Source organism: Pseudomonas sp. GM50 (assembly GCF_000282375.1).
Lineage (GTDB): Bacteria > Pseudomonadota > Gammaproteobacteria > Pseudomonadales > Pseudomonadaceae > Aquipseudomonas.
Window position 1 is genome coordinate 234,280 of sequence record NZ_AKJK01000042.1, and the last position, 12,708, is coordinate 246,987.

A 12,708-nucleotide genomic window follows, 5' to 3' on the forward strand; every position below is an offset into this window, starting at 1 on the left:
CACAAAACCAATGTGGGAGCGAGCCTGCTCGCGATGCAGTCGACACGATCTAAAGCGGCAAATGCCCCAGCGGCAACGCCCCCGGGGTCTTCACCGTGTGAATCGCAAAGTTGCTGCGAATGTCGCTCACACCCGGCAGTTTCAGCAGTCGCCCGGTGAGAAAACGGTCATAGGCGCGTAAATCCGGCACCACCACTTGCAGCAGAAAATCCGATTCCCCTGACACCAGAAACGCCGAAATCACCTCAGGTAGTGCCGTCACGGCCAGGCGAAAGGCTTCGGCCTGTTCATCGTTGTGTCGTTCAACTTTGACTCCGACAAACACCGTCAGCCCAAGACCCACTTCATCTCGATCCAGATTGGCCTGATAGCCGCGAATCACTCCCGCCTCTTCCAGCATCCGTACTCGACGCAAACACGGCGAGGCGGACAAACCGATTTCATCAGCCAATTGCACGTTGCTCAGGCGACCGTCCCGTTGCAGCGCGGCGAGAATCTTGCGGTCATAGGCGTCCAGTTTCATGGTTTGGCAGATCCCGATGGTTCGATCATCACAAAAGGGCAGATTATGCCAAATATGGAAGCTTTAGAAGCTGACTACGCAACCACCTGCCCTGCTCTTCAGCCATAGACTGACCTCACCAAATCGACAACGAATGGGGTGCAACATGGCGGGAATCTGGCTGTTTTTCATGGCTCTGGCGGTGGTGTACTTGTTGCCCGGCCCGGACATGATTCTGCTGTTGCAGACCGGCGCGCGTCAGGGCAAAGGCGCGGCGCTGGCCACGGCGTTGGGGCTGGGCATAGCGCGTGGTTGTCATGTGGCCTTGGCGGCGTTGGGTTTGGCGGCGCTGTTCAAGACGGCACCCTGGACCTTCGATGTGGTGCGCCTGATCGGGGCCGCGTACCTGCTGTGGATCGGCATTCAGTGCCTGCGCACCACGATGCTGCCGAGCTTGAACGGTACAGACGCAACGACCGCAAAACCGCATTGGCGCGAGGCGATCCAACGCGGTTTGCTGACCAACCTGCTCAACCCCAAGGCGCTGCTGTTCTGCTCGGTACTGTTGCCGCAGTTCATTGAGCCGCACGCCGGGCCAGTGCTCGCGCAATTTGCGACGCTGGGCGTGATGCTGGTCGGTGTGGGGCTGTTGTTCGACAGCGCCTACGCGCTGGCCGGCGCCGCACTGGGCCGCTGGCTGCAACGCAGTCCATCGGCCCAACGGGTACAGCAGTGGTTGTTCGGCAGCCTGCTGATCGGCTTTGCGGTACGGCTGACTTTTGTGCAACAAGCGTGATTACTGTCGCGCCTTGCGCTGGCGTCGATTGATCAGCACCAGAGCTACCGCTGTAAACACCACCACACCGCCCATTTGCAGCCATTCTTTATAAGGTCGCAATGCCGAGCGGACCGGACTCAATGCCTGGCTTACGTAACGTTTGTCCGCATTCTGGAAGTCTGGATAAGGACAATGGTGGCCGAAGTTCACCGCCCAATCCACGTACGGGCCTTCTTTCACATAGCGTTGATAGAAGGTGCTCTCTTCTTCAAGGCTGGTGTTCCACCCCGCCGCCGCACACAACACCGCCGCAAAAGCCTGGCTGGTATGAGGCAGATTATCGGCAGCACCACTGGCCAAAGCCGTTGCGACATAACGATAGTGATAGCGCTGATCTGGTTGAGCGGCGCTGGCTTGCTGACGCAGGACCTCATCTTCAGCCACTAACGGGCCGACCTTTAGCTCACGGCTCTCAAGGCTGAAATTACCACCAAATGTGGCGTAATCCGGTGCCATTTCGTAGCCGAGAATCTCCATCCCCCACTGACGCGCCGTCGAAGCGGCGTTAAACAACGCAGCGGCACGTTTAGTCGGCCACCAGGCAGCGTCCGCTTCCTCACGATACAGCCCATACGCCTTGGCCTTGTTCTGCAGATCGACGTTGTCGAAGTAAGCCGGCGCTTCGTCATAACGCCCTTCACGCAACAGGCGCCGCCCGAGCAAATTGCGCAGGTTCGCGGCTACCGGCAACGGCACATAATTGTCGCGATCCTGCTGGCTGAGCGGCGGCGGTGCGGGCACTTGAGCGTCGACGTACTGCTTGAGTTCATCGAGGGTCAGCACCCGCTCGGCAACGGTGGCCGCGTCGTACCAGTAAATGTTCTGGCTGCGATAGAGCTGATCAAAGGCTTGCAGATAATCCCCGCGCTGCAGGGCCAGAATCGCGCTTTCGCCGTCGACCCGGCACTTGGGCTGCACCGTTTCGTAATCCCAGTCCGGGGTCCGTCGTTCACCCCAGGATTCATTTTGCGGAAAGGCCTGGGCTGCTTTGGCGTAGGCTGCCGCGGCGGCGTTTTTGTCGCCATCACGCAACGCCAGTTTCGCCCGCAGCCACCACGCTAGGCCGCCATCACCGGCGTGCTCGAGGAAGGCTTTGGCGCTGGCGTAATCGCCCTGTTGATAATTCATTGCCGCCAGACGATCCGCGTTATCCAGGCTACCGCGAGTACTGTTTTGCAACAGCTTGATCAGTTTCTGTTCGCTTGGCGGCTGATCACCGAATGACCAGCCCAGTCGACTGATCAAGGACGCCGTCACCAGTTGCTGCACCGCTCTGCCCTTGAGTAACCCGGTCAGTTGATCGTCGGGCATTGTCATCAGATCGGCCATCAACAGTTTCAGCGAGGTGTAGCCCACCGCCGAACCGTGGAGGTTCTGCGTGGCGTAGAGTTCGATGGCGTTGTCCCAGTCGCCAGCGGTGCGGGCCACTCGCGCTTCTTCGCCGAGGCTGGCAACACCCAGCTCCAACGGGTCGCTGAAACCATCGATGCTCAATTGACGAGTCTGCTCGAACGCTTTGCGCGACTGAGCCAACAGGTCCGGGCCGGCATCCGCCTCTGAACTCATGGCAAACAGTGCCCGCCCCAACGAGTAAGCCGCCCAGGTACTGCGCAACGCGCGTTGATCCGCCGGCAGTGCCAGCACTTTCTGAAAATACTCGGTGGCCAAACCATGGTCACCGGCGTTGAACGCCACAGCGCCCGCCAGATAGAACATGTGCTCGGCCGGCAGGCTCGCGCCTTGCTCTTCAACCTGACGGGCATCGGTCAGGCCGCGCAGCTGTTGCACCAGCGCTTGCTGCTCAGGCGTCAGACCGGCCTGTTCGGCGGTGTTCCGCTGACCCGCGTAATCAGGCGCATCGCCGTAACCGTCCCCCGGAATGTTGGTGGCTGCGGTGACATTTTTCAGTCCCGCGATGGCATGCCCGAGGCGGTTGATCTCAACGTTGAAGTTGCCTTCAGGCAGTTCCGCCAGCGACTGGCCACGGTTGTCCAGCAGGCGCATGGGGAAATCCGGCCCGCAGGCCAGCGCCGAGCCCAGCGGCAGGCTGAGGCTCAGGCAAAGCACATGGCGGGGCCAGTTACGGGTGAACATTCGAACCTCCTTGATCAATAGTTGCGCAGCGTGCCCAACCGATGGCGCGCTGCCCGCCGGCCGGGATTCGACCCTCGCGCAGGCGGGTGAAGGTAAGCAGATCCGGGCGCTGTTGCAACGCATAACCGGCCAATGCATCGGCGCCATCGCAGCCCTGCACCGCCAGTGTCAGGCGTTCGGGCCAGGCGCTGTCGAGATTGCCTTGGTTGCTGACGCTGATGTCGTAGAGGCCGTCCTGCGTCGAGAGCTTCAGCCCCACGCGGCTGTCGAGCCTATCGCCCCGCGCCACCGCGATTAGCGTCGTCAGGCTCCAGGCCCTGCGATCATTGGCCAGCGGCAGGCGAAACCAGATCAGCCCGACCAGATGAGCCGGTGGATCGGCGCGCAACTCGGCGCCGAGTTTGCTCAGTTGCAGCGGATCCGCCAGTAACTCCCGGCGTTTGCCGCCCCGCCCGATGGGCACTTCACTTTCCACGACCGGCGCGCCACTGGCCCCTGGCAACAACGCCACGCCATAAGCCGGCAGCGCCAGATAAAATGGTTTCGAGGTGATACGGCTCCAGGCCTTGGCCCATTGCCGGGCCTGATCCGGGTCAAACAACCCACGCCGTGGATCGCTCACCGCGTGCACCTGCAATACGCTGCTGTCGACCGTCGCCAGCAACGCCGGCAATTCGGGGCTGTCGAGCCAGGCCGGCAACGCGGTGATGCTCAGTGGCAAGGAGGCCGGCAGAACCGCGCGTAAATGCGTGAGGAATTCGCGGTAGGCCGGTAGCCGGGCGTTGCCCGCATCGTGGTCGATTTCCACGCCGGAGAGGATCAGCCCCAGCCCTTGCCAATCGCTGAGCACCTGCTGGATTTGCGCCGTGACCTCGTCCTGATCCAGCCCCTTGAGCTGGCCATCCAGACGAATCACTGCAATCAGCGGCCGGCCATCACGTTTGAGCAGCGCCGGATCGATTCGCGCCCGGCTCCAGCCGGCCTGCGGAAACGCCTGCAAGGCCAGTACGCGCAAGGTCGAGAAATCGGCGCGGCTGTCGCGCAGCGCGGCGTCATGGGCCGGCGTCCATTGCCGTTGCCAGACATAGAGTTGCTGATCGAGCGGCGGCGCGTTTTGTTGCTCGCAACCGTTGAGCAACACCGCTGCCAGCAAAACGATCAAGCGTGTGAAAAAAACCATGAAAAACCTTATCCCTGAAATACAAAAAGGGCCGCTCAAGGCCCTTTGTCGCTCTGCTCGTTACCCTACTCAGCCATTGGCTTGCGGGCAATGATCACCTGAATTTTCGGTACCAGCCGCTACTGGAAGAGAAATCCCTGTCCTACTCCGTGGCGAGGGGGCTTGCCCCCGTTGGGCTGCGAAGCGGCCCCAAAATCTCTGATGTACCAAAGATCTTGTGAGTGCTACGCACTCAAACGGGGGCAAGCCCCCTCGCCACAGTTCGCTCCTACAGGGGGATTAGCTGTGTGGCGCAGGTTTTGGTATGGCAACGTTATCCAGCATCCGGTTCACCGCCAGTTCAGCCAGCATGACGATCTGTTGAATCGCCATCGCCATGTGCCGGTGCGGCCCTTCCAGATACCCCGCAAAATCACTCGCCATCACATTGGCCTGGGCCAACGATTCACAGGTGTGGGCCAACAGGTCTTCGTCTTTGATATCCGGTGCAACCATGTACATCGTGCTCGGTTTGCGGGCCACGGGGGATTTAAGGGCAGAGGGGTTGAGGTAGTGATCGAGCGCGCGGTTAGCGGCTTCGTTTAGTTTTTTGGAATCGAGGGATTCGTAGGGGGAAACGTCGTCGGTTTCCGGGGGATTCGGTGTTGCTTTGAACATGGTGAAACTCCATTCGAGGACTGGAGTTCGCCAACACTGCGACCAAGCAGAAGGGTGGCGAACCGTACGCGGGTTGGTCGACCAGGGAATGGAACCCGGCAGGACGTAAGCCCTCCCACGCACAGCTCGCCATGAAGCAAGCACAAAAGTGCGCCATTCTAAACCTGGGCGACCAAACCCGATCACTGAATTTGCAGCGACTCCCAAAGCCTATCCACCTCATTTCCGACCGACAACCGTCAAAACCTGTCGGAAACATTCCCAAAAATCACTCGGTCTGTAGGACGACCACGATCAAAAGTGGGAGCGAGCCTGCTCGCGATGGCGGCGTGTCAGGCGACCTCAATGTTGAATGTGAGAAAGCCTTCGCGGGCAAGCCTCGCTCCTACAGTGGATTTTCTATGTCTCCCACATGGGTTACAGGTCTGGCTTGGGCTTGCAGACGCGCATTCGCCTGCGTCCAGGTGCCGGTCAGCAAGCTTTTGGGTGACACGCCGTCAAAGCGCCAACGCAAGGCCAGTGCCGCGGGCCGCCGCACCACGTGCTCCACCTCGAATGTCCACAACCGCTCGGCCCCTTGAAAGGCTTCGACCTGCGGGCCTTCGAGGATTATTTGCGTGCGACCGCTGAGGTGCAGCAGGTCGCCCGTATCGAAATCGATGAACAGCAAACCGGCTCGAGGATTGATCAGCAGGTTGCCCAGGGTGTTGAAGAACAGGTTGCCGGCGAAGTCCGGAATGGTCAGGCGATTGCCCTCTACCTGGACGAAACCGGCCTGGCCGCCCCGGTGAGAAACGTCCACCGAGCGTTGGCCATCGACGTCCACATAACTGGCGACAAAGAAGGTATCGGCGCCGGCGATCATGGCTTTGGCCGCGTCATCCAGCCCACTGAGGTGCTGCGCGATACGCGTCGCCGGATCCGCCAATGGCACCGAGCGAAACTGGCGCAATTGAATGTATTGCGGGCAATTGCCGAAAGATTGCTCCACCTTCACCTCGAAGCCGCTCGCCGTCACGACGCCAACTCGACCATTGAGACGGTTGCGACGTCGCGTGTGCAGCTCAATACCGAGCAGACCGATCGCCGCTCCCTCTTGCAATTGCGCTGGGTCGTCACTGCCAGGCAGGCTGCCGAACTGCAACAGCGTAGGCTCGGGAGACTTCGCAAAGCCCGGCGCCCCTTCAAGAATACTTGCCCAAGGGTTGCCGTCAGCATCCACCGCGCCGTACAGCATGAACGGCAGTTGCTGATAGAACATGCGGTGTTGATCCGGCATCTCGCTGCGAATCACCCTACGGCCTAATTCGTCCATTCGCTCGGCGACACCCACATAAGCCTGCAACTGTTTCTCGCCTGCGTGCCAAGGTGAACGTTCCATAACGGCTTCTCCCCTGCGCTCATCGCGCAACAAGAACGGCCCGACTGAATCGGGTCGTGAGCATCAGGCAGTTTTTTGCAAACCGGCGACGGTGCGTGGCATGCCGACAAACCCTGGCAAGGCTTCAATCCGCGCCAGCCAGGCGCGGATGTTGGTGTAGTCGTCCAGCGACACATTGCCTTCGGGTGCATGGGCGATGTAGCTATACGCGGCGATGTCGGCGATGGTCGGCTCGCTACCGACCAGATAGGGCGTTGCGCCCAGTTCCTGATCGATCACTTTGAGCCAGGTGTGGGCATAAGCGATCACCTCTTGCGCGTTGTAAGGCGCACCAAACACAGTGATCAGCCTTGCCCTGCCAGGGCCAAAGGCAATCGGCCCGGCGGCGACCGACAACCAGCGCTGAACCTTGGCCGCACCGACCGGATCAGTTGGCAGCCAGTGGCCGTTGCCGTATTTCAGCGCAAGGTAGACCAGGATCGCGTTGGAGTCGGCCAGCACCATGCCTTGATCATCAATCACCGGAACCTGACCAAACGGGTTGAGTGCAAGAAAATCCGCTTGCTTGTGCGCGCCTTTGGCCAAATCGACGAAGATCAGCTCGGTCGGCAGTTGCAGCAGCGACAGCATCAGCTCCACACGGTGAGCATGGCCAGAACGTGGGAAGTTGTAGAGTTTGATGGCTTGCATGGTCGGCTCCGCTGGCTGGTGGCGCCGTTCAGGAAAGATCAGCGCCGATAGGGGGCTATCTTCCATCCGCAACCAAAACAACAGAATAACCAGCAAACGCAATCCATTATTTCATCCAGTGCAATAACCCTTCATCCGTGCAGCGCGGGGTGTTCGCGCAGTACCTTCACCGCGAAGTCGACAAAACTACGGACCCGCACCGGGGCCTTGCGCCCGCCCTGGTAGACCACATGAATGGGCAATGGCGGCAGTTCGAAGTCAGCCAGAACGATTTCCAGCTCACCGGCGGCGACCTTGCTCGCCACTTGATACGACAGCACTCGGGTCAGGCCCAGCCCCATGGCGGCGGCAGTGATAGCCGCCTGATTGGCGGTGACCACAAGACGCGGTTCCGGACGAACGCTGATCGGCTCTCCCCCGTCAAGGAACGGCCAGCTTCTGTGCTGACCGATAGACGAGGTCGCGATGATCGGGGCTGCGCTCAAATCTGCAGGATGTCGAGGCCGACCATGGTCGGTCAGGAATCCAGGGGAAGCGCAGATCACCCGCCGCACTTCGCCCACGCGAATTGCATGTTGATTGCTGTCAGGCAACTCACCGATGCGCACGGCCACATCGATACCCTCCTCGACCATGCTCACCACCCGGTCGACCAATAGAGCGTTGATGCTGACTTCAGGGAATTGAGTCAGGTAACCGACCATGACCGGCGTGACGAATAACTCACCGAACAATACCGGCGCCGTGATCGTCATTTGCCCACGGGGTTGGGCGTGGCTCCCGGCTGCCGAATCCTCGGCTTCCTGCACCTCGGTGAGAATTCTCCGACAGTCCTCCAGATAACGTTGACCCGCCTCGCTCAAATGCACACTACGGGTGGTACGTGTCAGCAACAGCGTGCCAATGCGTTTCTCCAGCGCCGCCACGGCTCGGGTCACGCTGGCCGCCGACATCCCCAACCGCCGCGCCGCCGCCGAGAAGCCTTGTTCCTGGGCGACGGTGGCGAAGACTTGCATTTCCTGGAAGCGGTCCATGGATTAACTCCTGAGCACTGAAAAACGCGAGGCCGACAGTTCCCGATTGGACCTGGATATCGCTGGAAGAGGATGAGTCGTGCAGTTTTACTGGCATTCTGATTATTGTGACGTATAACCCTGAACGTTCACGCTTTCAATTGCTGAGACCGTATCCAGATGCCCTCCATTTACCAACTGAAACCTGCCTTCCAGAATCTGTTGCGACCGCTGGTTCAGCGATTGTTCGATAACGGCACCACCGCCAATCAAATCACCGTGCTGGCCGGCGTCATTTCGGTCGTGACGGGCGTCGCGATTGCCTGTTTCGCCAATCACCTGTGGGTTTTTCTGCTGGTCCCCGTGTGGATGATCCTGCGGATGGCGCTGAACGCCATCGACGGCATGCTGGCCCGGGAATTCGGCCAGCAGTCGCGCCTCGGCGCCTACCTGAATGAACTGTGCGATATCGTTGCCGACAGCGCGCTGATCCTGCCTTTTGCCCTGATTCCCGACGTGAGTGTGTTGATTGTGCTGTTGGTCACGCTGTTGGCATTGTTCAGCGAGTACAGTGGCGTCCTCGGACCAATGATAGGCGCGTCGCGACGTTATGACGGCCCGATGGGCAAGAGCGATCGCGCGTTTGTACTGGGCGTCTTGGCTACCGGCATTGCGATCAGCTGGATCAACGCGTTGTGGATTAACGTTGTGTTTGCGGTGGTTGCCGTCCTGCTGGCTTACACCTTGGTCAACCGGGTCCGTCTGGGCCTGAAAGAAGTGCAGGAAAACGCCCCCTCGGCATAAGGCCTCAGCGTAAGGCTCCCCAAGCATAAGGAAAGTGCAATGCGTGAAACTCAGAATCAGACCTTCACTACCCACGACGGCGTCGAGCTGTTCTACCGCCATTGGCCGGCCACGGCCCGTAATCCGGGTGAACCGCGCAAGGCTGTGCTGCTGTTTCATCGCGGTCATGAACACTCGGGGCGCATCGCCCACCTGGTGGATGAACTGGACCTGCCAGCGTTCGACTTCTTTGCCTGGGACGCCCGCGGCCATGGTCAGTCGCCGGGTGCTCGCGGCGACAGCCCGAGTTTCGCCACCAGCGTGCGGGACGTGCAGACCTTTTGCGATCACCTGAACGCGACCCACCAGATCGACGAAGAGAACATGGCCGTGATCGCCCAGAGCGTCGGCGCGGTGATTGCCTCGACCTGGGTCCACGACTATGCACCGCGCATCCGCTCGTTGGTGCTTGCGTCGCCTGCATTCAAGGTCAAGCTCTACGTCCCTTTCGCCCGTCCGGGCCTGGCGCTGATGCGCAAGTTTCGCGGCAACTTTTTCGTCAACAGCTACGTCAAGGCCAAGTTCCTCAGCCACGACCCGGAACGTGTCGCCTCCTACGACAGCGATCCGCTGATCACCAAGGCGATTTCGGTGAATGTGCTGCTCGGCTTGTATGAAGCCGCCGACCGTGTGGTGGCCGATGCGCAGGCGATTCAAGTGCCGACCCAGCTGCTGATTTCCGGCTCGGATTTTGTGGTCCACCGCAAACCCCAGGAGCAGTTTTTCGAACGCCTGGGCAGCCTGAAAAAGGAAAAACACATCCTCCCGGGCTTCTTCCACGACACGCTTGGGGAACGTGATCGCGCCGTGGCCGTCGTCAGCGCCAAACGCTTTATCCTGCAAAACTTTGAATACCCGCTGGACCGCGCCTCGCTGCTCGATGCCGACAAGATCGGCCTGACCTGCGCCGAATCCGAATCCCTCGCCGCCCCGCTGCCGCACAACTCGTTGCGCGACCTGTACTGGCGCATGACCCGCGCCAGCATGCGCCTGGGCAGCCGGCTGTCCGACGGGGTGAAGCTGGGCTTCGACACCGGTTTCGACTCCGGCAGCACCCTGGACTACGTGTACCGCAACCAGCCCACCGGCAAGGGCGGGCTCGGGCGGATGATTGATCAGAACTACCTGAATTCCATCGGCTGGCGCGGCATTCGCCAGCGCAAACTCAACGTCGAAGAGTTGCTGCGCCTGACCATGGCCAAGCTGCGCGAAGAAGGCCGACCGGTGCGCATCGTCGACATCGCCGCCGGTCACGGCCGCTACATTCTCGAAGCCTTGCAAGGCGTCAGCCCGCTACCGGAATCGATACTGTTGCGCGATTACAGCGACATCAATGTGCGTGACGGTGGTGCGCTGATTCGCGATAAGGGCCTTGGAGACATCGCGCAGTTCGTGAAAGGCGACGCGTTCGACCGCGCCGACCTGGCGGCACTGGAGCCAAAGCCGACACTGGCGGTGGTGTCCGGTTTGTATGAACTGTTTGCCGACAATGCACTGGTCGGCGGCTCTCTGGCGGGCCTGGCCGAGGCCGTGGAGCCCGGTGGCTATCTGGTCTACACCGGTCAGCCCTGGCACCCGCAGCTGGAACTGATCGCCCGCGCCCTCACCAGTCACCGTCAAGGCCAGGCTTGGGTGATGCGTCGGCGCAGCCAGGCGGAAATGGATCAACTGGTGGAAGCAGCGGGTTTTCGTAAAATCACCCAGAGAGTGGATGAATGGGGGATCTTCACCGTGTCCCTCGCGCAACGGGTGCAATGATGGGGGCTGCCCCGAGAGAGCCGGGTTTGCTGAAACCCGCCGTGCTCTGGTTGCTGGTGCTGGCGCCGTTGTTTTTCGCCAGCTACGGCTTTGCCACGTGGGTCACGGCCCAGCGCAGCGATGTCGGCACCTTCGTTTTCGATTGGGAAACCGCCATGCCCTTCTGGGCCTGGACCATCGTCCCCTACTGGACGATAGATCTGCTGTACGGTTTTTCGCTGCTGCTGCCCGATAGTCGCCATGAACTCAAGCGCCACGCCTTGCGCCTGCTGAGTGCTCAAGTGATCTCAGTCAGTTGTTTCCTGTTATGGCCGCTGCGCTTCACCTTCGAACGGCCTGAACTGGATGGAGTGTTCGGCTGGCTGTTCGCGGTGCTGGCCGGGTTCGACAAGCCGTTCAATCAGGCACCATCGCTGCACATCGCCCTGCTGGTGATTTTGTGGGTGATGTACCAACGGCACTCTCAAGGGCTGTGGCGCTGGCTGGTGCACGGCTGGTTCGCATTGATCGGGATTTCGGTGCTGACCACTTATCAACATCACTTTATCGACTTACCCACAGGCGCCCTCGCCGGCTGGCTGTGCGTGTGGTTGTGGCCACTGGATCGGCCCAGCCCCTTGAGTAGCCTGCGGTTGGCCAAGGACCCGAAACGCTGGCGCCTGGCCCTGCGTTATGGCATCGGCGCGGCGATGTTCGCCCTTCCAGCCTTTGGCCTGGGCGGCGGATGGCTGTGGCTGATCTGGCCCGCCGTGGCGCTGCTGCTGGTGGCGCTCAACTACACGCTGCTGGACGCCGCCGGGTTTCAGAAACGCGCCGACGGCCGCCTTAGCCCGGCCGCCCGTTGGTTATTTGCGCCTTACGTGGCAGCGGCGTGGATCAACTCACGGCTTTGGACCCGCAAACATCCACAGCCCAATGAGGTTGTGGATAACGTTTGGCTCGGCAGGCTTCCCGACGCTGAGCAGTTGGCGCCGTTCAAAGCTGTGGTTGATCTATGCGCTGAGTTGCCGCTCAACCCGAGAGGCCGCGCCTATCAAAACGTTCCGATACTCGACCTGACTGCGCCTAGCGCTGAGCAATGCCTCGCCGCCGCCCAGGCCATTGAACACCTGCGCCAGCAAGGTCCACTGCTGGTCTGCTGCGCTTTGGGCTATTCACGTAGCGCCACCGCTATCGCGGCCTGGTTGCTGCACAGTGGTCGAGCGGCCACTGTCGATGCCGCCGTGGCGATGATCCAGGCCGCGCGCCCGCAAGTGGTGCTGCATCCGGCCCATCGCCAAGCCCTGGAGAACGCCTATGCCGGTTGATATGGAACTGCACGTGATCGCCAGCCTGCTGCGCCGGGGCCGCACCCTCGACCAGTTATCCACAGGGCTGACCTTGCTGGGTGTGTTGTTCGGCCTGCTGCAACTGCTGCTGATCACCCCGACTGCGCCGTTCTTGATCCTCAGCGCCTGGCTGATCATCCTCGGGCTATGGCAAAAATACTGGGCGCTGCGGGTAGCCTTCGACGCTGACCTGTTTACCCTGATGGCCCGCGACGCTGACGCTTTGTCAGACCGCACTCAAGCCCTCGACCAGGCCCTGCAAAACCTCGGTCTGCAACCGGCCAACCGCGCCGGCCGGCCCTGGACCGAACGTCAGCGCGGGGGGCTTAAACTGCTGCGCAAACAGGCTGTCCTGCTGGCCGCCCAAGTGCTGCCACCCTTGGCTGTCATCCTGGCCAGCCCTTGGCTGCCCTTCGCTGGATAA

At 60.9% G+C, this 12,708-nt stretch carries 11 protein-coding genes and 1 pseudogene; 5 read left to right on the top strand and 7 right to left on the bottom strand.

Annotated elements, in window-relative coordinates; translation table 11 throughout:
• Window positions 1-49: 49 nt before the first annotated feature.
• Entirely contained in the window at window positions 50-523 is a 474-nt protein-coding gene (locus PMI30_RS21180; RefSeq protein ID WP_007896573.1) for an Lrp/AsnC family transcriptional regulator, read from the bottom strand.
• A 145-nt stretch (window positions 524-668) separates the two neighbouring features.
• On the opposite strand from PMI30_RS21180, the gene PMI30_RS21175 reads away from it, so the two are divergent.
• On the top strand, window positions 669-1,298 hold the full coding sequence (locus PMI30_RS21175; protein ID WP_008007853.1) for a LysE family translocator: 630 nt from the start codon (window positions 669-671) through the stop codon (window positions 1,296-1,298).
• Here PMI30_RS21175 and PMI30_RS21170 read toward each other — a convergent pair whose 3' ends face one another.
• The 6 genes and pseudogenes from PMI30_RS21170 to PMI30_RS21145 all read right to left on the bottom strand — a co-directional run bounded on the left by PMI30_RS21170 (window position 1,299) and on the right by PMI30_RS21145 (window position 8,376).
• A complete protein-coding gene (locus PMI30_RS21170; protein WP_008007855.1) occupies window positions 1,299-3,434 on the bottom strand; it encodes a hypothetical protein in 2,136 nt (711 codons plus the stop codon).
• Entirely contained in the window at window positions 3,421-4,614 is a 1,194-nt protein-coding gene (locus PMI30_RS21165) for a DUF3142 domain-containing protein (RefSeq protein WP_008007857.1), read from the bottom strand. Before PMI30_RS21165 ends, PMI30_RS21170 begins: the two co-directional genes overlap by 14 nt.
• A 279-nt stretch (window positions 4,615-4,893) precedes the next feature.
• A complete protein-coding gene (locus PMI30_RS21160; RefSeq protein ID WP_008007859.1) occupies window positions 4,894-5,271 on the bottom strand; it encodes a DUF6124 family protein in 378 nt (125 codons plus the stop codon).
• Window positions 5,272-5,659: 388 nt separating this feature from the next.
• A pseudogene (locus PMI30_RS21155) lies at window positions 5,660-6,652 on the bottom strand (pyridoxamine 5'-phosphate oxidase family protein); the annotation flags it as partial.
• A gap of 63 nt (window positions 6,653-6,715) precedes the next feature.
• The gene (locus tag PMI30_RS21150) at window positions 6,716-7,342 is read right to left on the bottom strand and encodes a glutathione S-transferase family protein (protein ID WP_008007863.1); all 627 of its coding nucleotides are present in this window, start codon (window positions 7,340-7,342) and stop codon (window positions 6,716-6,718) included.
• Window positions 7,343-7,473: 131 nt separating this feature from the next.
• Entirely contained in the window at window positions 7,474-8,376 is a 903-nt protein-coding gene (locus PMI30_RS21145; RefSeq protein WP_008007865.1) for a LysR family transcriptional regulator, read from the bottom strand.
• Window positions 8,377-8,535: 159 nt separating this feature from the next.
• Between PMI30_RS21145 and PMI30_RS21140 the strand changes: the two genes are divergently transcribed.
• Genes PMI30_RS21140 through PMI30_RS21125 form a run of 4 tightly spaced genes read left to right on the top strand, consistent with a single transcriptional unit; the run spans window position 8,536 to window position 12,708 of the window.
• Window positions 8,536-9,159, top strand: a complete 624-nt coding sequence (locus tag PMI30_RS21140; RefSeq protein ID WP_008007867.1) for a CDP-alcohol phosphatidyltransferase family protein — start codon at window positions 8,536-8,538, stop codon at window positions 9,157-9,159.
• A gap of 39 nt (window positions 9,160-9,198) precedes the next feature.
• Window positions 9,199-10,956, top strand: coding sequence for a bifunctional alpha/beta hydrolase/class I SAM-dependent methyltransferase (locus PMI30_RS21135; protein ID WP_008007869.1), 1,758 nt, complete (start codon window positions 9,199-9,201; stop codon window positions 10,954-10,956).
• Complete coding sequence (locus tag PMI30_RS21130) at window positions 10,953-12,263, top strand: phosphatase PAP2/dual specificity phosphatase family protein (RefSeq protein WP_008007870.1); 1,311 nt, start codon at window positions 10,953-10,955, stop codon at window positions 12,261-12,263. Before PMI30_RS21135 ends, PMI30_RS21130 begins: the two co-directional genes overlap by 4 nt.
• Window positions 12,253-12,708 carry a hypothetical protein gene (locus PMI30_RS21125; RefSeq protein WP_008007872.1) on the top strand — a complete coding sequence of 152 codons (456 nt, stop codon included), beginning with the start codon at window positions 12,253-12,255 and terminating at the stop codon, window positions 12,706-12,708. The genes PMI30_RS21130 and PMI30_RS21125 overlap by 11 nt, the downstream gene beginning before the upstream one ends.

Excerpts from the sequence above, each read along its gene's own strand:
- PMI30_RS21180 (WP_007896573.1), bottom strand. The coding sequence starts at position 523 with ATGAAACTGGACGCCTATGACCGCAAGATTCTCGCCGCGCTGCAACGG.
- PMI30_RS21175 (WP_008007853.1), top strand. The coding sequence starts at position 669 with ATGGCGGGAATCTGGCTGTTTTTCATGGCTCTGGCGGTGGTGTACTTG.
- PMI30_RS21170 (WP_008007855.1), bottom strand. The coding sequence starts at position 3,434 with ATGTTCACCCGTAACTGGCCCCGCCATGTGCTTTGCCTGAGCCTCAGC.
- PMI30_RS21165 (WP_008007857.1), bottom strand. The coding sequence starts at position 4,614 with ATGGTTTTTTTCACACGCTTGATCGTTTTGCTGGCAGCGGTGTTGCTC.
- PMI30_RS21160 (WP_008007859.1), bottom strand. The coding sequence starts at position 5,271 with ATGTTCAAAGCAACACCGAATCCCCCGGAAACCGACGACGTTTCCCCC.
- PMI30_RS21150 (WP_008007863.1), bottom strand. The coding sequence starts at position 7,342 with ATGCAAGCCATCAAACTCTACAACTTCCCACGTTCTGGCCATGCTCAC.
- PMI30_RS21145 (WP_008007865.1), bottom strand. The coding sequence starts at position 8,376 with ATGGACCGCTTCCAGGAAATGCAAGTCTTCGCCACCGTCGCCCAGGAA.
- PMI30_RS21140 (WP_008007867.1), top strand. The coding sequence starts at position 8,536 with ATGCCCTCCATTTACCAACTGAAACCTGCCTTCCAGAATCTGTTGCGA.
- PMI30_RS21135 (WP_008007869.1), top strand. The coding sequence starts at position 9,199 with ATGCGTGAAACTCAGAATCAGACCTTCACTACCCACGACGGCGTCGAG.
- PMI30_RS21130 (WP_008007870.1), top strand. The coding sequence starts at position 10,953 with ATGATGGGGGCTGCCCCGAGAGAGCCGGGTTTGCTGAAACCCGCCGTG.
- PMI30_RS21125 (WP_008007872.1), top strand. The coding sequence starts at position 12,253 with ATGCCGGTTGATATGGAACTGCACGTGATCGCCAGCCTGCTGCGCCGG.